This is a genomic window from Citrobacter sp. C5_2 (assembly GCF_014596845.2).
GTDB classification, from domain to species: domain Bacteria; phylum Pseudomonadota; class Gammaproteobacteria; order Enterobacterales; family Enterobacteriaceae; genus Citrobacter; species Citrobacter werkmanii.
The window spans coordinates 2,572,878-2,596,130 of record NZ_CP115032.1 but is presented as its reverse complement, the minus strand read 5'-3'; the positions used below and the strand labels follow the sequence as shown (position 1 = coordinate 2,596,130).

The 23,253-nt window shown below is 52.5% G+C and carries 20 protein-coding genes and 1 pseudogene; 8 read left to right on the top strand and 13 right to left on the bottom strand.

Annotation, left to right across the window (positions count from 1 at the left end):
- Positions 1 to 22 precede the first annotated feature (22 nt).
- Positions 23 to 640: a glutathione S-transferase family protein gene (locus ICA20_RS12720; RefSeq protein ID WP_038640673.1), complete on the bottom strand. Its 618-nt coding sequence runs from the start codon at positions 638 to 640 to the stop codon at positions 23 to 25.
- A gap of 111 nt (positions 641 to 751) precedes the next feature.
- Here ICA20_RS12720 and ICA20_RS12715 point away from each other — a divergent pair, with 111 nt between their 5' ends.
- A complete protein-coding gene (locus tag ICA20_RS12715) occupies positions 752 to 1,681 on the top strand; it encodes a LysR family transcriptional regulator (RefSeq protein ID WP_038640675.1) in 930 nt (309 codons plus the stop codon).
- Positions 1,682 to 1,770: 89 nt separating this feature from the next.
- Complete coding sequence (locus ICA20_RS12710; protein WP_038640677.1) at positions 1,771 to 2,760, top strand: zinc-dependent alcohol dehydrogenase family protein; 990 nt, start codon at positions 1,771 to 1,773, stop codon at positions 2,758 to 2,760.
- Between the two features lie 35 nt (positions 2,761 to 2,795).
- Here the strand turns inward: ICA20_RS12710 and ICA20_RS12705 are convergent, their stop codons facing one another.
- The 6 genes and pseudogenes from ICA20_RS12705 to ICA20_RS12680 all read right to left on the bottom strand — a co-directional run bounded on the left by ICA20_RS12705 (position 2,796) and on the right by ICA20_RS12680 (position 9,412).
- Positions 2,796 to 3,569 carry an amino acid ABC transporter ATP-binding protein gene (locus tag ICA20_RS12705; RefSeq protein ID WP_038640679.1) on the bottom strand — a complete coding sequence of 258 codons (774 nt, stop codon included), beginning with the start codon at positions 3,567 to 3,569 and terminating at the stop codon, positions 2,796 to 2,798.
- Positions 3,553 to 4,479: an amino acid ABC transporter permease gene (locus ICA20_RS12700; protein WP_038640681.1), complete on the bottom strand. Its 927-nt coding sequence runs from the start codon at positions 4,477 to 4,479 to the stop codon at positions 3,553 to 3,555. The genes ICA20_RS12705 and ICA20_RS12700 overlap by 17 nt, the downstream gene beginning before the upstream one ends.
- Positions 4,480 to 4,488: 9 nt before the next feature.
- A complete protein-coding gene (locus ICA20_RS12695) occupies positions 4,489 to 4,998 on the bottom strand; it encodes a GNAT family N-acetyltransferase (protein WP_006684497.1) in 510 nt (169 codons plus the stop codon).
- 10 nt (positions 4,999 to 5,008) lie between these two features.
- Positions 5,009 to 7,267, bottom strand: a pseudogene (locus ICA20_RS12690) (NtaA/DmoA family FMN-dependent monooxygenase).
- A gap of 25 nt (positions 7,268 to 7,292) precedes the next feature.
- Positions 7,293 to 8,414 (bottom strand): amidohydrolase, encoded by a 1,122-nt coding sequence (locus ICA20_RS12685; RefSeq protein WP_038640686.1) that lies wholly within the window; start codon positions 8,412 to 8,414, stop codon positions 7,293 to 7,295.
- Positions 8,414 to 9,412 carry an MsnO8 family LLM class oxidoreductase gene (locus ICA20_RS12680; RefSeq protein WP_038640689.1) on the bottom strand — a complete coding sequence of 333 codons (999 nt, stop codon included), beginning with the start codon at positions 9,410 to 9,412 and terminating at the stop codon, positions 8,414 to 8,416. The genes ICA20_RS12685 and ICA20_RS12680 overlap by 1 nt, the downstream gene beginning before the upstream one ends.
- A 508-nt stretch (positions 9,413 to 9,920) precedes the next feature.
- Here ICA20_RS12680 and ICA20_RS12675 point away from each other — a divergent pair.
- A complete protein-coding gene (locus ICA20_RS12675; protein WP_038640691.1) occupies positions 9,921 to 11,462 on the top strand; it encodes a PAS domain-containing methyl-accepting chemotaxis protein in 1,542 nt (513 codons plus the stop codon).
- A gap of 281 nt (positions 11,463 to 11,743) precedes the next feature.
- The gene (gene ansP / locus ICA20_RS12670; protein ID WP_038640693.1) at positions 11,744 to 13,186 is read left to right on the top strand and encodes an L-asparagine permease; all 1,443 of its coding nucleotides are present in this window, start codon (positions 11,744 to 11,746) and stop codon (positions 13,184 to 13,186) included.
- A 41-nt stretch (positions 13,187 to 13,227) separates the two neighbouring features.
- Here the strand turns inward: ansP and ICA20_RS12665 are convergent, their stop codons facing one another.
- Positions 13,228 to 13,449, bottom strand: a complete 222-nt coding sequence (locus ICA20_RS12665) for a YgdI/YgdR family lipoprotein (protein ID WP_038640695.1) — start codon at positions 13,447 to 13,449, stop codon at positions 13,228 to 13,230.
- 136 nt (positions 13,450 to 13,585) lie between these two features.
- Positions 13,586 to 14,647 carry a YncE family protein gene (locus ICA20_RS12660; RefSeq protein ID WP_038640696.1) on the bottom strand — a complete coding sequence of 354 codons (1,062 nt, stop codon included), beginning with the start codon at positions 14,645 to 14,647 and terminating at the stop codon, positions 13,586 to 13,588.
- Positions 14,648 to 14,908: 261 nt separating this feature from the next.
- Here ICA20_RS12660 and pqqU point away from each other — a divergent pair, with 261 nt between their 5' ends.
- Entirely contained in the window at positions 14,909 to 17,029 is a 2,121-nt protein-coding gene (pqqU, locus tag ICA20_RS12655; protein WP_038640698.1) for a TonB-dependent receptor PqqU, read from the top strand.
- Between the two features lie 31 nt (positions 17,030 to 17,060).
- Here the strand turns inward: pqqU and ICA20_RS12650 are convergent, their stop codons facing one another.
- Both ICA20_RS12650 and ICA20_RS12645 read right to left on the bottom strand, forming a co-directional pair.
- Positions 17,061 to 18,098 carry an NADP-dependent oxidoreductase gene (locus ICA20_RS12650; protein WP_038643175.1) on the bottom strand — a complete coding sequence of 346 codons (1,038 nt, stop codon included), beginning with the start codon at positions 18,096 to 18,098 and terminating at the stop codon, positions 17,061 to 17,063.
- Positions 18,099 to 18,155: 57 nt separating this feature from the next.
- Positions 18,156 to 18,731, bottom strand: coding sequence for an XRE family transcriptional regulator (locus ICA20_RS12645; protein ID WP_038640700.1), 576 nt, complete (start codon positions 18,729 to 18,731; stop codon positions 18,156 to 18,158).
- Positions 18,732 to 18,768: 37 nt separating this feature from the next.
- Between ICA20_RS12645 and mddA the strand changes: the two genes are divergently transcribed.
- Entirely contained in the window at positions 18,769 to 19,287 is a 519-nt protein-coding gene (mddA, locus tag ICA20_RS12640) for an L-methionine sulfoximine/L-methionine sulfone acetyltransferase (protein WP_038640702.1), read from the top strand.
- Positions 19,284 to 19,733, top strand: coding sequence for a DMT family transporter (locus ICA20_RS12635; RefSeq protein ID WP_038640705.1), 450 nt, complete (start codon positions 19,284 to 19,286; stop codon positions 19,731 to 19,733). The genes mddA and ICA20_RS12635 overlap by 4 nt, the downstream gene beginning before the upstream one ends.
- An 80-nt stretch (positions 19,734 to 19,813) precedes the next feature.
- On the opposite strand, the gene ICA20_RS12630 is transcribed toward ICA20_RS12635, so the two are convergent.
- Entirely contained in the window at positions 19,814 to 20,047 is a 234-nt protein-coding gene (locus ICA20_RS12630; protein WP_038640708.1) for a YdcY family protein, read from the bottom strand.
- Positions 20,048 to 20,064: 17 nt separating this feature from the next.
- Entirely contained in the window at positions 20,065 to 21,663 is a 1,599-nt protein-coding gene (locus tag ICA20_RS12625) for an ABC transporter substrate-binding protein (protein WP_038640710.1), read from the bottom strand.
- Positions 21,664 to 21,945: 282 nt separating this feature from the next.
- On the opposite strand from ICA20_RS12625, the gene ICA20_RS12620 reads away from it, so the two are divergent.
- On the top strand, positions 21,946 to 23,253 hold the full coding sequence (locus ICA20_RS12620) for an SrfA family protein (RefSeq protein WP_038640713.1): 1,308 nt from the start codon (positions 21,946 to 21,948) through the stop codon (positions 23,251 to 23,253).

The window sequence follows — 23,253 nt, the reverse complement described above, 5'->3', positions numbered from 1 at the left end:
TTTGGTCAGAAAGTGTGTTTTCTCAAATAATCTTATTGTTTTTCAGCACGGAACGTAGCCGTGGGTGCTGGCAAACCGCATCAGCGATAGCGCTAATATTCGGCGTGTTGTCCTGGAACCAGTCATGTCCCGGCCCCCAGCTACGCATCACACAAATATAGACGTCCAGCAAGGTTAGCTGCTCTCCGAACGCGTACGGCTCGGCGCTTAGCTGGTCATTCAACCACATATAGAGAGATTTTCGGTACTCAATACAATTTTTTTTCAACTGCGTCGGAGCATCCGGCACCCAGCGTTCAGGATAATCGGCATAGGTAAATGTGGGATAGACATTTGCCACCAGCCATATCAACAGACGCTGGAACTGCTGACGCTCGCTGCGCCCAACGGAGGGCGAAAGCTCGGGACAACGATCGAGGATCATCAGGGCGATCGCTGCTGTTTCCGTCATGACTTCGCCATTTTCCAGTACCAGTGTGGGCACCTGGCATAGCGGATTCATTGTCTTAAGCAACTCCCGCGAAGGACCATCGCTGTCAAAACCGTCGACATTAATAAAACTGTAAGGGATCTCCGCCAGTGTGAGCATCACTTCACTGATGGCCGATCCCCAGCCCGGCACCCCATAGACCTTAATCATGCTGTAACCCTCAACGTTAAAACACTAAGTGTAGAGCAGCATTCAACAACCTATGCAGGCATGATTATTACTCTCATAATAATAATGATCGGATATCGGGAGAAATAAGCGATGCGTTCCAGTATGTTTGAATATATGACCATTTTTATACAGGTTGTTGAGCAAGGTGGATTTGCCAGAGCTGCAGACGTATTACACCTGCATCGCCCCGCAGTGACCAAAGCCATCCAGCATCTTGAAGACGAACTGGGGGCAAAGTTGCTTAACCGCACAACCCGTAAAGTGACGCTGACCGATGAAGGTGACGCTTTTTACCAACGCACAAAAATACTGCTTGGCGACGTTGATGACATCATGGCCTCTTTCTCTCCAACCCGCCCGCCACGCGGAAAACTCAGGGTTAATGCCCCTCTGTCGCTGGCGCATTCCGTGTTAGTTCCTGCGCTGAAAGATTTCCAGTCGCGATATCCTGACATCGAGATGGTACTCACCTCCACCGACCGTAAAATCGATATGCTTGCCGAAGGTATCGACTGCATGATCCGTATCGGCGAATTACAAGACTCTTCCCTGATATCCAGGCGACTTGGTGAAGTAAAGATGGTGACCTGCGCGTCACCGGATTATTTGCAACAACATGGCGTACCGCAGACGCCAGAGGATTTATCCCGACACCAGGCGCTTAACTTTTTTAGCGAGCGTCACCGGGAAGCGCTGGAGTGGTCCTTCATTAGCGGAGGTAAAACTTTATCGTTCACGCCCACCGGGCGGATAAGCGTTGATAACTCCGATATATTGCTGACCGGCTGTTTATCTGGACTCGGCATCATACGTGGTGTTCATACCGTGCTGGCCCCCTACCTCCAGTCGGGTCAGCTCGTTGAGGTGCTGGCCGATTACGCCGGAGAATCAAAACCGGTTTCTGTGCTTTACCCCGACAGGCGTCACCTCACCCCTCGCGTACGGGTATTCATTGACTGGCTGTGCGAACTTTTTAGCCAACAAAAACCGCGGCTTCAGGGATTGTTACGAAATGAGTAATAGTGAAGTTCCGCAACTGCGGTTTTTCACTCTCATCTGAATCGTTAAATTGTGCGGACCCAATACAGAACAATTTACTGAGGTCTGCTATGTCTAAGGTCGTAGTTTTTAATCAAATTGGTGACGCTGACGTCTTGAAGATTCAGGACATGCAGGTTCCCGCGCCTGATGCAAATGAGGTTCAGATCCGCGTACGGGCAATCGGTATCAACCGTGCGGAGATTATGTACCGCACAGGCCAGTATATTTACCAACCTAATTTCCCGGCACGGTTGGGTTATGAAGCTGCCGGAGTCGTTGAATCCGTAGGAGACAACGTACGTGAGTTTGCACCAGGGGATTACGTTAGCGTCATTCCGGCTTTCAGCTTTCATCAATATGGTATGTATGGAGAAGTCGTTAATGCCCCGGCGCAAGCGGTCGTAAAACATCCGCAAAACCTCAGCTTTGCCGAAGCCGCCGCCAGTTGGATGATGTATGTGACCGCATTCGGTGCACTGGTTGAATATGCGGATATTAAACCTGGAGATAATGTGCTGATCAATGCTGCTTCCAGTAGCGTCGGACTGGCGGCAATTCAGATTGCTAATATGCTCGGCGCAAAGCCTATTGCGATGACGCGAACCAGCGAGAAGCGAAGCCAGCTTTTGCAGCTTGGGGCAGCAGATGTTATCGCCAGTCATGAGCAAGATCTTGTCACTGAGATCTCACGCATTACTGATGGCAAAGGAACCCGTGTGGTCTTCGATCCGGTCGGTGGCCCGGGAGTGGCAAAAATTGCCCAGGTGATGCCGGCCGGTGGGATCTTTTTCCAATATGGCTCGCTTGATGCACGAGACCTTTCTATACCGGTCATTGAGATCCTCGGTCGCCATTTGACTTTCCGTGGTTATGAAATTTTTGAAATCACCTCGGACGCAGAAAAACTTTCGCGAGCGAAACGGTTTATCTTTGAAGGATTGCAGTCCGGGCAGCTCAAGCCGCTGATTGATAAAACCTTCGCCTTTGATGATATCGTCGAGGCACATCAATACATGGAAGCCAACGGTCAGGTAGGCAAAATCGTCGTCACTGTATAACCCCTGTGCGGCACACCCTTGTGCCGCAATGTGTCTCAAAGCACTTTCGACAAAAACTGCTGGGTACGCGTGTGGCGTGGATGATTCAGCACCTGCTCGCTGCTGCCCTGCTCGACAATTTTGCCATCGACCATAAACACCACCTGATCCGCCACTTCCCGGGCGAAGCCAATCTCGTGCGTTACCACAACCAGCGTGGTTCCCGACTGCGCCAGCGCTTTGATAACATCCAGCACTTCGCCCACCAGTTCGGGATCAAGCGCTGACGTGGGTTCATCAAACAGCATGACGCGCGGATTTAATGCCAGTGCACGGGCAATGGCGATACGTTGTTGCTGTCCGCCGGATAAGTGACGCGACCAGGCATCGGCTTTATTACGCAGTCCTACCGCATCAAGCAGGGTTAATGCCCGCTCGGTAGCGGCTTTACGTGTTGCCAGACCGTGCGCAATGGGCGCTTCAATCAAATTCTCCAGCACCGTTAAGTGCGGGAACAGGTTAAAGTTCTGGAACACATAGCCGACGTTAACGCGCTGACGCAAAATTTCCGCCTCTTTCAGCTCATACAGCTTATCTCCCTGCCGACGATAGCCAATGTAATCGCCATCAATTTGAATAAACCCTTCATCGACGCGCTCCAGATGGTTGATAGTCCGCAACAGAGTGGATTTCCCGGAGCCGGATGGGCCAAGAATAACGGTTACCGTACCGGGCGGGATCTCCAGCGACACATTATCCAGCGCTTTGTGGCGACCGAAGTATTTGCTGACGCCGGTAATAGAAATATGGCCTTCAGGCGAGTGGGACATGGGCGGTCTCCTGCTGTGGACGTTGACGACTGCGTTTTTCTGCACGACTCACCCGGGCGGTATTGATCGCTGAACGTCGTTCGCTACGTGCCAGCGCGCGTTCGACCAGGTGCTGAATTAACGACAGGACGCTGGTGATCACCAGATACCACACCGCGCCGACCATCAGCAGCGGGATCACCTCCTGCGTGCGGTTGTAGATCATCTGGATGGTGTAGAACAACTCAGGCATGGCCAGCACGTATACCATCGCCGTCCCTTTCGCCAGACTGATGATTTCATTGAACCCGGCAGGCAAAATAGTGCGCAGCGCCTGCGGCAGGATAATTCGCAGCGTACGTCGCCATGCCGGTAAGCCCAGCGCCGCAGCAGCCTCGTACTGACCGTGATCAACCCCCAAAAATCCACCACGAATAATTTCAGCGGTATAGGCGCTTTGCACCAGCGTCAGGCCGACTACCGCAGTGGAAAACTGGCCGAGTACATTGATGGTCTCAAAACTGCCCCACTGAATGGGAGTAAACGGAATACCAATCGTCAACGTGTCGTACAGATAGGAGAAGTTGTACAGAACGATTAGCACGACAATCAGCGGTAACGAGCGAAACAGCCAGATGTATCCCCATGCCAGACCGTTCAGCAGCCAGGAAGATGAAAGTCGCGCCAGCGCCAGCAGACCGCCGATGAGAATACTCAACAGCGTACCGATAAGCGTCAGCAACAATGTTTGCCCGAGACCGGACAAGATAACCGGATCGAAGAACCAGCGGGCAAACACCCCCCATTCCCAGCGCGGGTTAAACGCCACGGACTGGATAATCACCGCCAGAACAAACAAAGCAATGATCGCTCCGACGGTACGCATGGGATAGCGCGCCGGTACGACTTTAATGCTATCAGTCGTTTTCATTTTATCTCCTCAGGCTATTCTGGCCTGACCGGCGATGGTTAACAGTTTGGTAAAGCGCAGTCGGCCATCAAACGGCGGCTGGCTGTACTCTTCGGGATCGCGCGCTGTATCAAACTGCGGATCGTAGCCCTGACTTAAATACAGCCGGACGGCCTCCGGCTGGCGAAATCCGGTGGTCAGATAAATCCGGCTGTAGCCCGCGAGTAGCGCCCTACGCTCCAGCTCCTGCACTACGCGCGCCGCCAGCCCCTGCTGTCGCAGGCTGCTTTTCGTCCAGATACGCTTAATCTCGGCGGTATCTTTGTCGTAAGGTTTGTAGGCCCCGGTGGCGATGATCTCACCGTTACGTTCCAGTACTACGAATAGCCCCTGCGGCGCCAGATACCATTCGGTCAGTTCCACCTCTGCGTCGCGAGAAAAATAATCGCCATAGCGGGCGGCATATTCACCAAACAGACCGTTCAAAATGGGTTGCAGCTCGCTGGCTTCAGGTGAGACCACGCGAAATTGATCGCTCACGATAACCTCCTTAGTCGCCTAACCCGGCTGGGTTGATCTCAGATTGCGGAATGCGTTCCACCCCTTCCCCCCAACGGTTCAGTACCTTGTCGTAGTCGCCGTTGCCAATCACGCCGTTGAGGGCGGTTTGCACAGGCAGAACCAAACCGCTGTCCTTTTTCAGCGTCACGGCGATATGTGCCGCTTTTGGCCAACCGCCATCAACGCTACCCACCAATTGTGTTTTACCGTTGAGCGCGGCTTTCCACGCGCCAATAACGTTAGGACCGAAGTAGGCATCAGCGCGACCTGACTGCAGGGCCAGAGTCTGGGCGGCATCGTCTTTGGTATACACTGGCGTAAACGGCTGTAACCCTTTCTTCACGTTTTCATCGTTCCAGGCCAGCAGGATGGCTTCCTGGTTCGTCCCCGAACCGACGATAATGCGCAGACCGGCGATATCTTCCGCCTGCTCGATTTTCTTCAGCTTGCTGCCGGTTTTGACATAAAAGCCCAGGGAGTCCTTACGATAGGTCGCGAAATCGAATTTCTCTTTCCGCGCTTTCGTGACGGTAATATTGCTGATCGCGGCATCATATTTGCCGGAGGTGACGCCCAGCGGCCAGTCTTCCCATGATGTGGGCACAACGTTGAGTTCCAGCCCCAGACTGTCTGCCACCAGACGGGCAATGTCCGCCTCGCTGCCGATCAGTGTTTTATTGTCATCGGCAAACACGGTCAGCGGCGGCTGACTGAGCCCGGCAATCGCCACGGTGAATTTGCCCGGTACGGCCAGGTGTAGGTTCGCAGGTAATTGCGCAATCGCCTGCGGATTTTTTGCCGTATTAATCGGCGTTTTATTGGCTTCTAGGCTTACGCCCGTGCCGTTAATAGTCACGTCATTTGCCCAGACGGTCGCGCTGAAGGCCAGCGACAGCGCGAGGAAGACTGATTTTTTCTGCATAGCGTTTTTCTCTTATTGTGTGAATTGATTTGCAGGTGTCGCTAATCCCAGGCTTGCGCGCAGGGTCGTACCGGGATATTCATGGCGGAACAGGCCACGAGCCTGAAGCACGGGGATAACCTGTTCGACAAAACGTGGGAAGGTATCCGGCGTTCCTCCCTGAATGATAAAACCGTCAGCCGCTTTCTCGTCGAACCACTGCTGAAGGCCGTCGGCTACCTGCTGCGGCGTGCCGCTAAAACGAGGACGCGGGCTGGCGGCTTCGAGGGCAACCTGACGTAGCGTTAACCCCCGTTCGCGCGCATTACGCTTGATCTCATCGGTCGTGCTGCGAAAGCTATTTTGTCCGAGGGAACCCAGATCCGGGAACGGTGCGTCCAGCGGATATTGGGCAAAATCATGATGTTCGAAGTAGCGGCCAAGATAGTTCAGTGCGTCAGTAATGGAAACCAGCGCAGCGGTAGTCTGATACTGCTGCTCTACGTCCTCTGCACTGTCGCCAACAATTACACTGACGCCCTGGAATATATGCAGTTGTTCGGAACCGCGCCCGGCGGTTGCTAATTGGCTTTTTACATCCTGATAGAACGCTTTAGCCTCCGCCAGCGACGCCTGATGAGTAAAAATGGCATCAGCATGCTGCGCCGCTAATTTCTTGCCATCGGATGAAGCCCCAGCCTGAAATATAATTGGACGGCCTTGTGGTGTTCGCCCGATATTTAACGGCCCGGCAACCTGAAAATAATCCCCATGATGGTTAAGCGTATGCAATTTTTGCGGATTAAAAAATTCTCCGCTTGCCTTATTACGGGTAAAAGCATCATCTTCCCAGGAATCCCACAGTCCTTTCACTACCTGTAAATATTCATCGGCAATACGATAACGCTGGGCATGCTCTGGATGCTGGGCGCGGGAATAGTTTTTTGCCGACCCTTCCAGAGGCGACGTCACCACGTTCCATCCGGCACGGCCCTGGCTGAGATGGTCGAGGCTGGCAAACTGCCGGGCGGTGGTAAAGGGCTCGCTGTATGACGTGGAGACGGTGCCAACCAGCCCCAGATTGCGGGTGATGCTGGCCAGCGCAGATAATACCGTCAGCGGCTCAAAGCGATTTAAAAAATGTGGAATTGATTTTTCATTAATATACAGACCATCGGCGACAAAAATAAAATCCAACTTCCCTTTTTCCGCAATAAGCGCTGTTTCTTTAACAAAGTCAAAATTAATACTGGCATCGGCCTGCGCCGCCGGATGACGCCATGCAGACATATTTCCCGATGCGCCATGCAGAATAGTGCCGAGCCGTAGTTGCCGATTTTCAGCCATAATAACCCCTACCCAACAGGTAAAATTAAATGTGTGCGAATGCCGTTTTTGCTAAATGAGCAAAGTAGTGCGCGGCGGGTTCTATTAAACGTTCATCCGGATTAAATCCCGGATGATGTAATCCGTATTCGCTGGCGCTACCAATACTGACGAACGCTCCAGGCGTATTTTGCAGGTAGACGGCAAAATCCTCCCCGCCCATATGCAGGTCGGCATAGTGGGTGGCGTAGCCTGATTGTTTCGCTACGGCGGTGGCGATATCCGCCCAACGATCATCGTTCACCAGCGCGGTCGGTCCCGCATGCCAGATAACATCAATTTGTGCGCCAAAAGCGTGGGCAAATCCGGCGGCGATGTCATTTACCCGGGCTTTGACCTGCTGCTGCACCTCAATGCGATGCGTTCTGAGCGTCCCTTCCAGCTCTACGGACTCTGGCAGCACGTTCCATGTGTTTCCTCCCTGAATACGGGTCACGCTGAGCACCACTGAATCCAGGGTGTTAACATCGCGACTGGCAACGCTTTGCAAAACTGTTACCAGTTGGCTAGCGAGCAGGATGGCGTCTTTGCCTTCATGCGGACGCGCCGCATGTGCGCCTTTGCCATTGATACGTAACACAAAGCGATCAACATTGGCATAGAATGCACCGCCGCGCGTGGCGAACTCCCCTACCGGTAAACCCGGTTCATTGTGCATGCCAAAAATAGCCGCGACGTTTTGCAGTGCACCGGCGCGAATCAGTGTTTTGGCGCCGCCAAAACTCTCTTCCGCGGGCTGAAACAAAATACGTACTCGCCCCGGTAAGTCTGCTTCCTGCTGCTTAAGCAGCAGCGCGGCGCCAAGCATGACGCTGGTGTGAATATCGTGCCCGCAGGCATGCATCACCCCCGGCGTGAGTGAGCGAAACGGAACATCGGCGCTTTCTTCTATCGGCAGGGCATCAATGTCCGCCCGCAAGGCGATGATCTCTTCTCCCTGACCAATTTCCGCGACCAGACCGGTTTTCAGGTTGAATGGCAAAATCTGGACATCAGCACTGCGCAACCAGTCGCGAATACGCGCCGTCGTCGCCACTTCCTGCAGGGAAAGTTCCGGGTGTTGATGCAATTCACGACGCCAGTTGATAAGCGTTGTCGCCAGTGTCATCAGACCACCTCCACTGCGTTATGGGCTTGTGCCAACAACCGTAGCGACGTCAGACGCGCGTGCCCTTCTGCCACTGGCGTGTCGATAATGAACTCATTAATGCCAAATTGCGTATGCAGGGCATTCAGTTTTGCCAACACGTCGTGGGCAGTACCGTGTAACAAGGCCTGTTCACGACGCGCGATTTTGCGGGGTGGACTGCCAGCCTGCGCAGCGAATGCCAGCGCTTGCTCTTCACTGGCAACCGTGACGCGTTGCCCATTTTCGAGTTCCACGCCCCAGATCTGCACGTTTTCCGCAAGCTGCGCGGCGGTGTCGTTACTGTCAGCCACAATCACCTGGACGGCGACTATCGTCGGGCGTGTGCTGTGGGTCTGCCAGAAGGACAAAACGTCACGCAATAACGCTCTGTCACCGTTGAGGTGTGCCGCGAAGATGAAATTCCAGTCGGATTGCGCTGCCAGCTGAGCGCTTTGTACACTGGCTCCCAGCACAAACCCTTCTGGCGGTCGCGGTGGGATTGGCGTCGGGAAAACCGTTTCCCCGCTTTCCGTGCCGTTCAGCGCCAGCCAACCGTTAAGCTGAGAAAGCTGGTCAGCAAAACTGCCTTTTTCATCCTGATGAAGTCCCAGCTGTAACGCCTGAGTCGCCAGGGGTAAGCCGCCAGGCGCTTTTCCGACGCCAAGATCGACACGTCCGGGGGCCAACGATGCCAGAAGATTAAAGTTTTCCGCCACTTTGTACGGGCTGTAATGCTGCAGCATCACGCCGCCGGAACCGACGCGGATACGCTGGGTTTGCCCAAGGATCCAGGCGATCACCAGCTCCGGCGACGGGCTGGCCAGCTGTGGTGTATTATGGTGTTCCGCGATCCAGAAACGATGGTATCCCCACTCTTCTGCCAGTTGCGCCAGACGCAAGGTCCGGGCAAGCGCCATCACGGCAGTTTCTCCTTCCCCAACGGGGCTTTTATCCAGAATACTCAGGCGATATGACATGTTACAGGCCCATATTTGTTAACATGTCTTTATTATTAAATTATCAAATAACCATAATGAAACACTTAATTCACATTTGCTCAGCAAAAAAGTAGATAACCAGCCCTGTTGCTGTCAGGGATAAGATTCGGCTTATCTCTCACGGGCGAAACACGCCGCAAAAACAGCCTGCACGTATTACCTACAAAATATAATAGGGTTGTTGTTACTACAGTAATACCCTCTTTATCCTTTCTGCCAGTGTGCTTTTTATGGTGATTTTTTTAGCGTGATTTACATTAAGTCAGATTAAATAGCTTGCCACGTTATATATTTGTATTAGATGTTTCACTTTCATGACAATTAACAACTTTTATACGTCGGGATTTTTATTATAACTACTTCCACCGAAATCATGATTAGTAGAGAATACAGCGTTTCTTATTAAAATGGTTTAAACAGTTTTTAATATCCCCTGGCTTTATTGCGGGGATTTTTTTATGGCTTATACATACCACCTGGGGCCTCTATGAAAAGTAACATGCCTGTTACACAAATTGAGTACGCACTTAACGATAAAGCGACGCTGCTTTCGACAACAGATAAAGAAAGTCATATTACCTACGCCAACTCTGCTTTTATTGACGCCAGCGGATTCAGCGAACACCAGTTAATGGGCGAGCCGCATAATATTATTCGCCACCCTGATATGCCCTCTGCCGCTTTCGCCGATATGTGGTACACGCTACAGCAGGGGGACAGTTGGACGGGAATGGTGAAAAACCGGCGGCAGAATGGCGATCATTACTGGGTGCGGGCCAACGTGACGCCGGTCTGGCACAATGAAAAACTCACTGGTTACATCTCGGTACGCACTGTTCCTTCGCGCGATGAAATAACCCAAAGTGAAAACTTATATCAAAAAATAAATAGTCAGCAGCTTAAAGGCTTTCGTTTGTTTAAAGGTATTATCATTCGTCGCGGCATAATGGCATGGGTTTCAATGTTTAAATGGCTGAGTATTAGCCAACGCATTAATTATAGTTTAGGGGTAACTGCCCTGCTGGCGTTGTTATTTATCTTATCCCCTGTGAATTCTATTATTCAGGCGGGTGGGCTGTTGATGCTGTTTCTGGCACTGGCTATTTACCTTAAGTATCAAATTTGTCAGCCAGTTAATACGCTACTGACGCAAATGAAGAAAGTGGTGTCTGGTCGTAAAGCCGATAACTGTCATTTAAACAGGGTCGATGAGATAGGAATGTTGATGCGTCTGGTTAATCAATCCGGGCTTAATCTGAATTCGCTGGTCGATGACGTCAGTACGCAAATATCCGGTATTCGCGCCATCAGTCGGCGGGTATCAAAAGAAGGTACTGCGTTGCACAAGCGTTCAGAAGAAACCTCCGCTGACCTGCAACAAACGGCTGCCGCCATCGAAGAAATTGGCAGTGCGGTACAGCAAACCGCTGAAACGGCGGCGCAGACCATGACCATGGCAGATAAAACCAGCGCCAACGCGGCAGCAGGCGGCGATATCATGAAACAAACCATTGCCATGATGCAGGCAATCTCGCGTGATAACGGACAGATAGTCGACATCATTGGCGTTATCGATAGTATTGCCTTTCAGACCAATATCCTGGCGCTCAATGCCGCGGTTGAGGCCGCGCGAGCCGGAGAATCCGGGCGCGGCTTCGCCGTTGTCGCAGCAGAAGTTCGTAATCTGGCGCAGCACTCAGCGTCGGCGGCAAAAGAGATCAAACAGTTGATCGAGAAGAACGTCGCCAACGTTAACCGCGGCGTCAAAATGGTGGAGCGAACGGAAACGCATCTCACCGGGATGATTGGTGATGTCCTGCAGATGTCGATGATGATCAAAGAGATTAGTCTGGCCACGCGAGAGCAAACCCAGGCGCTGGATCTGATTAACGATTCAATTTCACGCGTGGGCGCCATGACACACAATAACGCCGAAATGGTGGAACGTGTTACTGATGCTACCGCCGATCTGACCCAGCGATCATCACGCTTACAGCAGGCCGTGCAGGTCTTTGGCGTATCAGCATAACGTTACGGCGCTTATCGGACGAATGTCTTAATAAGCGCACTCCTCTCCCTGGTTAAAACGCCCCTTTATTTTATTGGCTGAATCGAGGCCACACCGCGCCAGTTCCGGCTGCACAAAAATGCTGAATTCTTGTTATCGGGGCTTTGCGCAAGTGAACAATTGAATGTAGGATGCTCGGCCGGCAGTTTTCCCCCGTAACACAATGAAGGGTAACGCTGTTTTCGCCGCAGCAGGTGCGGCAAAAAGGATTTTGTAAATCAGTCAGGTCAACAGGAAACGTAATGAACACACACAACACGCAAGCCGCGGAACAACATGCGGCGAAACGACGCTGGTTGAATGCTCACGAAGAGGGGTATCACAAGGCGATGGGCAATCGACAGGTACAAATGATCGCCATTGGCGGCGCGATTGGTACCGGATTGTTTTTAGGGGCAGGCGCACGGTTGCAGATGGCTGGCCCCGCTTTGGCGTTGGTCTATCTGGTGTGCGGTATTTTTTCGTTCTTTATTCTTCGCGCGCTTGGCGAACTGGTTTTGCACCGCCCTTCCAGCGGTAGCTTTGTCTCCTACGCCCGCGAATTTTTAGGTGAGAAAGCCGCCTATGTGGCGGGCTGGATGTATTTCATCAACTGGGCGATGACCGGTATTGTCGATATCACCGCAGTTGCGCTGTATATGCATTACTGGGGCGCATTTGGCGACGTGCCGCAGTGGGTGTTCGCCCTCGGGGCGCTGGCCATTGTCGGCACCATGAACATGATCGGCGTGAAGTGGTTCGCAGAGATGGAGTTTTGGTTTGCGCTGGTCAAAGTGCTGGCGATTGTGATTTTCCTGGTTGTGGGTACCGTTTTCTTAGGTAGCGGAAAACCGCTGGATGGCAACGCCACGGGTTTTCACCTGATAACCGACAACGGCGGATTTTTCCCGCATGGCCTGCTGCCAGCGCTGGTACTGGTTCAGGGGGTCGTCTTCGCGTTTGCCTCCATCGAACTGGTCGGTACTGCCGCGGGTGAGTGCAAAGATCCGCAAACGATGGTGCCGAAAGCGATCAATAGCGTTATCTGGCGTATCGGTCTGTTTTACGTGGGTTCGGTGGTCCTGCTGGTTCTGCTTCTGCCCTGGAATGCCTACCAGGCGGGGCAAAGCCCGTTTGTCACCTTCTTCTCCAAACTTGGCGTGCCGTATATCGGCAGCATCATGAATATTGTGGTGCTCACCGCGGCGCTTTCCAGTCTGAACTCCGGCCTGTACTGCACCGGGCGTATTTTACGTTCCATGTCGATGGGCGGTTCCGCGCCAAAATTTATGGCTAAAATGAGCCGCCAACAGGTGCCATGGGCCGGGATCCTCGCCACACTGGTCGTGTATGTTGTAGGGGTATTCCTGAACTATCTGGTGCCGTCGCAGGTGTTTGAGATCGTGCTTAATTTCGCCTCGCTGGGCATCATTGCGTCGTGGGGATTTATCATGGTTTGTCAGATGCGTCTGCGCCGGGCGATTAAAGAAGGTAAAACCGCAGACGTCAGTTTTAAACTGCCGGGTGCGCCGTTTACCTCCTGGCTCACGTTGCTGTTCCTGCTGAGCGTGCTGGTGCTGATGGCGTTTGATTATCCAAACGGCACTTATACCATCGCATCATTACCGTTAATCGCCATCCTGCTGGTTGCGGGCTGGTTCGGCGTGCGTAAACGCGTAGCGGAAATCCACCGCACCGCGCCGTAAGGATAAAAGGCCTGACAGGTTACCCCTTCAGGCCTTCTTTTTTAGTCTGCTTCAATGAGCTGCGCAACATCGTTGCTATTAATTTCCCGCGCATTCCCATCCTGATCGGTATAGCTGGTCATTCCCGTGTCTTTATCCAGCTTTGGCTTGCCCTGGGTGGTAATCGTTTGTCCGCTTTTGGTCGTCATAACGTAATTGGTTGTGCAACCTGCCAGCGTAAACAGCATGACGCCTGCACAAAGACACATAAATGGCTTTTTCATGGTATTCCCGTGTTATTCAGTTAGCCGTTGAGGGCGTAGTGTAAGTCCCTGAAGTTAGTCAGGCTACTGGCGGGGTGTAACGAGGCGTATCGTGAGGTTTAGAGAAATGACAGGAGGGGTTTCCCCCTCCGGTTAATTACAGCGCAATACGAATCACATCGTCCGGCTGAGTAGCTTCCTGCTCGCGGGTAGATTTCTGTTTCACGCTAACGTACAGCGTTTTACCGTCGGCGGAGAGCGCCAGGCTGTTCGGGAATGTTGGAGTCTCGAACGTTTTGACAACTTTGTAGCTTTTCGCGTCGATCACGCTTACTTTACCGGCCTGACGATGGGTCACATAGGCCTCGTTGCGCGCCGGGTTGAACAGCACGGCCAGGGATTCCGGCGCGGCGACTTTCGCCAGTACATTGCCGTTGCGGGTGTCAATAACCAGCACTTCCGCAGCCTTAGAGTCGGTAACAAATGCGCGGTTACCCGCCGTGTCAAGACTCAGGTTGATAAAGAAGTGCTCTTTTCCATCATCCAACAGCTTTTTACGGCTGAGAATTTTGTTATTGGTGGTATCGATAGTGATAAATTCGCCGTCCGCATTGGCGGTGTACAGGCGTTTAGCCTTGCTGTCGACAGCCAGAGCGGTGCTCATTTTGCCAGTATTTTGGATTGTGTCCTGAAGTTTGATCGTCTCACCGTCCACGACCCAAATTACGCTCTCTTTACCAATACCGCTAATGTAGACCGTGTTGGTCGCATCATCGGCGACCAGCTCACGCGGCTGCAGCGGGCGCACATCTTCAGAACGCTTACGCGCATCCAGCACCAGGCGCCCTTTCACCGCGCCTGTTTTGGCATCCATCGCCGTCACCGCGCTGTTTACCGTATTACCAAACCACAGCGTTTGCGTGGTGTTATTGATGGTGGCGCCAAACGGTTTGAGATCGTTATGGATAACCTGAGTCACTTCGAGCGTCACCGGGTCAAGACGGTAAACCACGCCCCCGGTATCCAGTTTGCGGCTCTGTGAGGTCGCCAGCCACAGCGCGTTCTCTTGCTGGCTGTATGCCATTTCATAGGCACCTTTGCCCACGGCTTTGCGCAGCAATTCTTCCGCAGCCTGTGTCGTAAAAGATGATGCCACGAGCAGTGAACCTAACAGTAAAGAACCACGCAGGCGCGGCGAAAACAGATGACGTAAAGACATGACGACTCCCTTTGATAAATTCGTTTGTTACTGCTTCACATAGCTTCAATGAGCAAAATCATGGTTTTGCCTTTTTAAGAATGAGAATAGTAATCATTATTCATCGCAAAGTGGAGCACTTCTTCACATATTGACTACACTCGTTTTCATTGCCCGAAAAATTACCGCAATTCAGTAGAGTTAAAATTCATCTTTTTTATAAAAAAATTCACATGCTTACCGTCCGTTTTCCGGCGTCAGCATCATAAACTGGCCTTATTCATGACGATTTTTTCAGCCCGCTATACTGTCTTTCCTGTTTCATTACTGCCTGTCTTTCTCTCGACTTTTGCCGCGGCAGACAGTGAGATAAACGAGCAAACGCTGATCGTTAGCGCGACGCCACAATCCGTTTCAGAACTGGATACCCCTGCCGCCGTCAGCGTTGTTGCCGGTGAGGATATGCGTCTGGCAACACCGCGCATTAACCTGTCCGAATCGCTGACCAGCGTCCCTGGGCTACAGGTGCAAAATCGGCAGAACTACGCGCAGGACCTCCAGTTGTCGATTCGTGGTTTTGGTTCACGCACCACGTATGGCATCCGCGGCATTCGTATGTACGTAGACGGAATCCCAGCCACCATGCCGGATGGGCAAGGCCAAACATCCAATATCGATATCAGCAGCGTACAAAATATTGAAGTCCTGCGGGGTCCCTTCTCTGCGCTGTATGGCAATGCTTCCGGCGGTGTGATTAATGTCAGTACTGAAACAGGGCGTGAGCCGCCCACCATTGAAGCCAGCAGCTATTACGGTAGTTTTGGCACCTGGCGATACGGTTTAAAGGCCACCGGAGCGCTGGGCGATGGTACTCAGCCAGGCGATGTGGATTACACCGTTTCAACGACCCGATTTACTACCCATGGGTATCGCGATCACAGCAGCGCGCAAAAAAATCTGGCTAATGCCAAACTGGGCGTACGTATTGATGACGCGAGTAAACTGACGCTGATTTTCAACAGCGTGGATATTAAGGCCGACGATCCCGGTGGCCTGACGAAGTCAGAGTGGAATGCCAATCCGCAGCAATCGCCCCGCGCCGAGCAATTCAATACGCGAAAAACCATCAAACAGACCCAGGCGGGATTGCGCTATGAACGCCAGCTCAGCGCGCAGGATGATCTCAGCATCATGACCTATGCGGGGGAGCGTGAAACCACCCAGTATCAGTCGATCCCAATGGCCCCACAGTTAAGACCCTCCCATGCCGGAGGCGTTATCACTCTACAACGTCATTATCAGGGGATAGATAACCGTTGGACTCACCGTGGCGAATTGGGGATCCCGGTGACCTTCACCACCGGCATAAACTATGAAAACATGAGTGAAAACCGTAAAGGCTATAACAACTATCGGCTTGATAATGGTGTGCCTGAGTATGGTCAGAAAGGCGACATGCGACGCAATGAACGTAACCTGATGTGGAACGTCGATCCCTATCTGCAAACCCAGTGGCAATTGACGGAGAAGCTTTCGCTGGATGCCGGCGTTCGTTACAGTTCCGTGTGGTTTGATTCCAACGATCGCTACATTACGCCGGGTAACGGCGATGACAGCGGGGACGCCAGCTATCACCAATGGCTCCCTGCCGGATCGTTGAAATATGCGATGACGGACGCCTGGAACGTCTATCTGGCTGCGGGGAGAGGATTTGAAACGCCGACAATTAACGAACTCTCCTACCGTTCCGATGGCCAAAGCGGGATGAATTTTGGTTTACAGCCGTCCACAAATGACACCATTGAAATCGGCAGCAAAACGCGCATCGGCGATGGGCTGTTTACCGCGGCCCTGTTCCAGACCAACACGGATGACGAAATCGTCGTTGATAGTAACAATGGCGGTCGTACGACCTATAAAAATGCCGGGAAAACCCGCCGTCAGGGAGGCGAGCTATCCTGGGATCAACGCTTTGCCACAAACTGGCGCGTAAAAGCGGCATGGACATGGCTGGATGCAACCTATCGCAGCAATGTCTGCGGCGATCAAAACTGCAACGGCAACCGACTGCCCGGCATAGCGCAAAACATGGGATTTGCTTCACTGGGCTACGTGCCTGATGAAGGCTGGTATGCGGGAGCAGATGTGCGTTATATGGGTGACATTATGGCTAATGATGAAAATACGGCGAAAGCCCCGTCATATAGCGTAGTCGGCCTGAATACCGGCTATAAATTTTATTACAGCAACCTTATGATCGACCTGTTTGGCCGGGTGGATAACCTGTTTGATAAGACCTACGTCGGTTCGGTGATTGTGAATGAATCAAATGGCCGATACTACGAACCGGCGCCAGGACGAAACTATGGCGTGGGTATTAATCTGGCCTGGCGTTTTGAATGATACTGGCGGGAATCGCTCCCGCCAGCACTCTTTATGCATCGTCTGCTACGCGAATAACCACCTTGCCGAAGTTTTTACCGGTCAGCAAACCGATAAAGGTCTGCGGCGCATTCTCCAGACCGTCAGTGACCTGCTCACGGTAGTGGATTTTACCCTCTTTAATCCAGCGCCCCATCTCCCGCTGAAACTCATGAATGCGGTGACCATAATCCTGACCAATGATAAAACCCTGCATCCGGATACGCTTTTTCAGTAAGGTTGCCATCAGCAACGGTAATCGGTCAGGGCCGGTCGGAAGCGATGTCGCATTATAACCGCTGACCAGTCCGCAAAGCGGAATGCGCGCCGAGGTATTGAGTAACGGCAGCACAGCGTCAAATACCTTACCGCCAACGTTCTCGTAGTAAATATCAATCCCCTGCGGACACGCTTTTGCCAGTTGTTGCGCAAAATCGTGCGCATGGTGATCGAGACAAACATCAAAGCCCAGCACTTCGGTAGCATGCCGGCATTTCTCTGCCCCGCCCGCTACACCGATCACCCGACACCCTTTGAGCTTACCAATCTGTCCAACCGTTGCGCCCACCGGGCCAGTTGCAGCAGCAACAACCAGCGTTTCCCCTGATTTCGGCTGGCCAATGTCCAGCAAGCCCATATAGGCGGTAAATCCCGGCATCCCCAAAACACCCAGCGCCCAGGAGGGATGTTCAGGATTATCGCCCAGCTTCACCAGCCCGTTGCCGTCCGAAATGTCATAGTCCTGCCAGCCACTGTAGCTCAGCACCCATTCGCCAGGCTGGTAATCAGGATGGTTGGAGGACACGGCGCGGCTCACAGTGCCGCCGACCATCACACCGCCAATCTCAACGGGAGGCGAGTAAGACGGTTCATCGCTCATGCGCCCACGCATGTAAGGATCGAGAGAAAGGAAAACGGTGCGCAGCAAAACCTGACCTTCTCCCGGCGTTGCGACTTCATCTTCTTCAAGACGGAAGTTATCCGGGATTGGCGCGCCATGTGGGCGGGAAGCCAGTACCCAACGGCGGTTACGATTAGTCTGTTGACCCATGATGTGCTCCTCTGCTTTTGGCATGAATCCATCAATAGTAGCAGCCTGCGCCAGCATTTAGCTCACGACATGGTTTAATCGCACAACCAGATAAACGCAGGTTTGCGTGGTTTCATTGATAAACCGACAGTCATTCGGCGGCCCCAGTTCCAGACAATCGCCCGCTTTCATTTCATGACGCACATCGCCTTCCACAAAGACTAACTCCCCCTGCTGTAGCCAGATAAGCTGTCTGGCCTGCACGTAGGAGGATGCTGGCATTGGGATATCGCTTCCGGCGGGCAATTCGATTTGTACCAGGTCGATGGGGAGATCGCTGCGCGGTGAGACATGGCGTCGCAGATAGTGGCTCTGCGGATCGTGCCAGACGGGCTGGTCAGCGAGGCGCAGCAGCTTGCCCTCCTGCATTTCGGCTCGCGCAATCAGCATCGACATGCTGATGCCAAACGCCCCGGAGAGCCTGCCCAGCAGCGTGGCCGTGGGGCTACTCTCACCACGCTCTATTTTATGGATCATTGCCCGCGACACGCCTGCACGCTCGGCGAGTTCCGTCAGAGACCAGCCGCGAGATTCTCGTTCAAGGCGAATTCTTGCACCGATCCGTTGATTTATGCTGTCTTCAATAGTATTCATATTGTAATACTATAGTGAACAACCCCTGAGGTTCAACATGTCAATTCGATTTGCCAGCAAAGCAGACTGCGCCGCTATTGCTGAAATTTATAACCACGCGGTACTGCATACGGCGGCTATCTGGAACGATCAAACGGTCGATGCCGAAAACCGTATCGCCTGGTTCGAAGCCCGCCAGTTGATGGGCTATCCCGTGCTGGTAAGTGAAGAAAACGGCGTAGTCACTGGATATGCTTCGTTCGGCGACTGGCGTAACTTTGACGGATTTCGTCATACCGTTGAGCATTCGGTGTATGTCCATCCTGAGCATCAGGGCAAGGGCCTGGGACGAGCGCTGCTCAGCCGACTGATAGAAGAAGCGCGCACGTGCGGAAAACATGTAATGGTGGCGGGGATTGAGTCTCAGAATCAGGCGTCGCTGCATCTGCACAGTACGCTGGGATTTAACATCACGGCACAAATGCCGCAGGTTGGCACCAAATTTGGTCGCTGGTTGGATCTGACCTTTATGCAACTGCAGTTAGACGATCGTCGCGATCCGGATGCCGGCAGATGAACCAGACGCTGACCCTCTCCTTTCTGATTGCCGCAGGTATTGGTCTGGTGGTGCAAAACACCTTAATGGTGCGTATCACGCAGACCTCTTCGACGATCCTGATTGCCATGCTGTTGAACTCACTGGTTGGGATTGTGCTGTTTGTCAGCATTCTGTGGTTTAAGCAAGGCGCCGCGGGGTTTGGCGAACTGGTCTCCAGCGTGCGCTGGTGGACGCTGATCCCCGGTTTGCTGGGGTCTTTTTTTGTTTTTGCCAGTATCAGCGGCTATCAAAATGTGGGGGCTGCCACCACGATTGCGGTACTGGTCGCCAGCCAGTTAATTGGCGGACTGGTGCTGGATATTGTGCGCAGTCATGGTGTATCGCTCCGTGCGCTGGTGGGGCCTGTTTGCGGCGCGGTGCTGCTGGTCGTCGGGGCCTGGTTGGTCGCGAGGCGCTCATTTTAACTGCCGGATGGCGCTTCGCTTATCAGACCTACGGAATTTATCCAGCCTGAACATACAGGCCGGATAACAGTAATAACGAATTAAAGGATTGTGCCGCCTTTGGTCAACTGTTCGCGACGGGCTTCCATATCCTCTTTATGCTGACGACCATGATGTGCGATAGCCGTACGCAAACGCTGTTGCTGGGTGTAGCGATCTTCCCGGCTCAGCGCGGCATCATCGCTGAGTTCAATCAGCAATTCATTCATATGCGTAATGACGCTCTCTTCAATGGCGGCATCAACTCGTGCGCTGACCTCATCCAGATGCGACATAACCTCTCCTTAACTCATTAATTTAATTTTGCTTTTGAAAAATCACTGCCCATCAGGCTGACGCTGTATCCGCTGACGTTGCTACGCGTGGCATAGAACGTTTTGCCATTTGCCAGGGCTATCCACGGAGCCTGCTGGTAGAAAATCTCTTGCGATTGCTGGTACAGCGCGGCGCGTTCTTCAGGTTTGCTCACCAGTTTCGCCTTTTGAACCAGAGAATTATACTCTTTATCGCACCAACGCGCGGCGTTAGATCCGGTTTTAATGCTGTCGCAGCCCAACAGTACATCCGCGAAATTATCCGGATCGCCGTTGTCTGACATCCAGCCGAACAGCGCGGTGTCATGCTCGCCTTTGCGCATTCCGGAGAGATATTCGCCCCACTCGTATGACACTATTTTTGCCTTTACGCCGACTTTTGCCCAATCGCTCTGGATCATCTCGGCAATACGTCGGGAGTTCGGGTTGTATGGACGCTGAACCGGCATTGACCACAGCGTCGCTTCAAATCCGTTTTCCAGCCCAGCCTGTTTCAGCAGATCTTTCGCTTTTTGCGGATCGTAAGCGTAATCTTTTAGATCGTTATTGAACCCCATCATATTCGGTGGAATCGGCGATTTTGCCACCGTACCGGAACCTAAAAAGACGGCGTTAATAATGGCTTTTTTATCGGTCGCGTAGTTCAACGCCTGACGCACCAACACGTTATCAAACGGTTTTTTCTCGGTATTAAACGCCAGATACCCGACGTTCAGCGCTTCAACCGAATGCAGCGTCAAATCTTTATTCTTGTTGATCTCGTCAAACTGGATTGGCGCAGGCGCCGGGATAATCTGGCATTCGTTAGTTTGCAGTTTTGCCAGTCTGGTCTGTACATTTGGAGTGATCGAGAATATCAGGTGCTTCGTCGGGACGGCGCCATCCCAGTAGTTCGGGTTGGCCAGATAACGGATTTGGGAATCCTGTTTGTACTGCTGCAACACATATGGCCCGGTGCCAATCGGCCAGTTATCAACGTTTTCCGGGGTGCCTTTTTTCAGCATTGCGTCAGCATATTCCGCAGAAAGAATGGAAGCGAAATCCATCCCCCAGTCGGCAAGAAACGCGGCGTTAGGTTCATTCAGCACAAACTGAACGTGATAATCATCCACCTTCTTCACTTCTTTGATCAGTTTATCCAGACCGACATCGTTAAAGTATTCGTAGCTGCCCTGAGAAACCTTGTGGTAGGGATGATCGGCATCTTTCTGGCGTAATACCGAGAAAACTACGTCATCGGCGTTGAAGTCGCGGGTGGGTTTAAAGAATTTATTACTGTTGAATTTCACCCCCTGACGCAGGGTAAACGTGTAAGTCTTCCCATCGGGAGAAATTGTCCAGTCCGTTGCCAAAGACGGTATTGGGGTATTCTTTACCGGATCAAAGTTAATGAGTCGGTTGTAGAGCACCTGTGAACTTGCCACAAACGACGGACCGGAACTGGCGATTTGCGGGTTAAATGACTCCGGCGACGCTTCTGAGCAGTAGATGATGGTGTCAGTGCTGGCCGCGAACGCAGCGCCTGAGGGTAAGGCGGCGCTGAGCGCCAGCGCGAGTAACGTTTTCCTTGCAATCATGGTTATAAGCCTTCTTATTTTATTATTAACCGGAATATCAGAGCATAGCTGACAAAAACTGACCAATAACAAATCACTATCAGGTTATTCTAATCCGGTGGTTTTCGCTGAATTATTCATCACCACAAGCGAATTAATTTCCCTTAAGTCTTTTTCAAAACGTCAAGATTTTTCCCGGCACTCTATGCCATGAAAATTCGCCCCTTTTTGCCTCTCTTCCGTCGTTTGCTCGTTCTTATAAACCGTAAAGTAGATGTGTGAAGAAGTCTAAGGGGTAACAACGTGGCAAAAACTCTCTTGCGCAGCGGCAATTTGGATGACTATCAGGCCGTAGGTGGCGGTGGTCAGGCCGTGTTTGATTCAGCACTGCAAATTCGTGAAACGCTTCGCTTGCGTAAACAGCAGGCGATGGTGGATTGTCTGGCGATCCCACAAATTAACGACAACGGCGATCGGGTTGACTGGTATTCTCCGGTTGAAGGAAAAGTCGTTGCGTGGAAAGCCGCTGATGAAGAGGCACGTTTTCGTGCGCTGCGCTATCTGGAGAGCACGCTGGAAAATGCGGCGGCCCTGAGCCGTAAAAGCCTGCAATCGGGGAAAACCGCCCTCCAACTGTTTGGTTCATTGCTCGAAAAAGCCATCCAGTTTCCTGGCGAGAATCACGTGTTTCTGGTTGATGGTAAACCCGTTCTTACGTTCTGGGGCTTCGTCAATCTGAATGAAAATCCCCGCGACGATGTGCTCGATTGCCTGCGCCTTGCCGATATACCACCGGTTGTCACTGTGACAGAGCCTGACCCGGAAGAAGAGACTTCACCTGAAATCACCTTCACTGAGGCCGATGCCCCTTTACTGACGCCGGTCATTGAACCGCCAAAACCGGTTGAACCTGAACCACAACCGCTGGCCATGATCAACGAACCGGAAGTCACACCGCCACCGGTACAGGTGAAGCCCGCACGTCGCCTGCCGCTGTGGAGTCTACCCGTTGCCGCCGTAATTATCGCTGCCATTGTCGGACCGTTGCTGTGGAAACAACAAGCCGTTATCCCTACCCCCTCAGTTGCCCCCATTGCAGTGGCTAAAGCAGACATGACGCCGTTGCCCGAACTGACCTCCGCACTACCTTTGCATCGGGCTGAAGTCATTCCGGTAGCGAAAAAAGAGAAACCTGACGCAGGACCGGTAGTGATTGCCGCTATTCCCAAAGATGCGCTGGTCATGGATGCCAGCCAGATGAAGGCAGGAACGACGCGTTTCCTCAACGGTAACTGGCGCGTCATGGTCGACGTGAAAGATCCGGTCAGCGGCAAAGCGCCGTCGCTGCGTTATCAGATCCAGACGAATAAAGGCACTGCACGCGTTGTTCATGGCGACAATATTGTTTGTCGTGCCGAGATTTTCTCTGGTTTGCATCAGACTGGCGAATTAATGATTAAGAGTCGCGGCAATGCCCGTTGCACGGACGGATCACGTTATCCGATGCCTGAAATTACCTGCAAAGCGGGAACCAATGACGTCGCCACCTGCACCGCACGATATGACGATCACGCGGAAATCCCTCTGACGATCAAAAAGATAGGTGCCTGA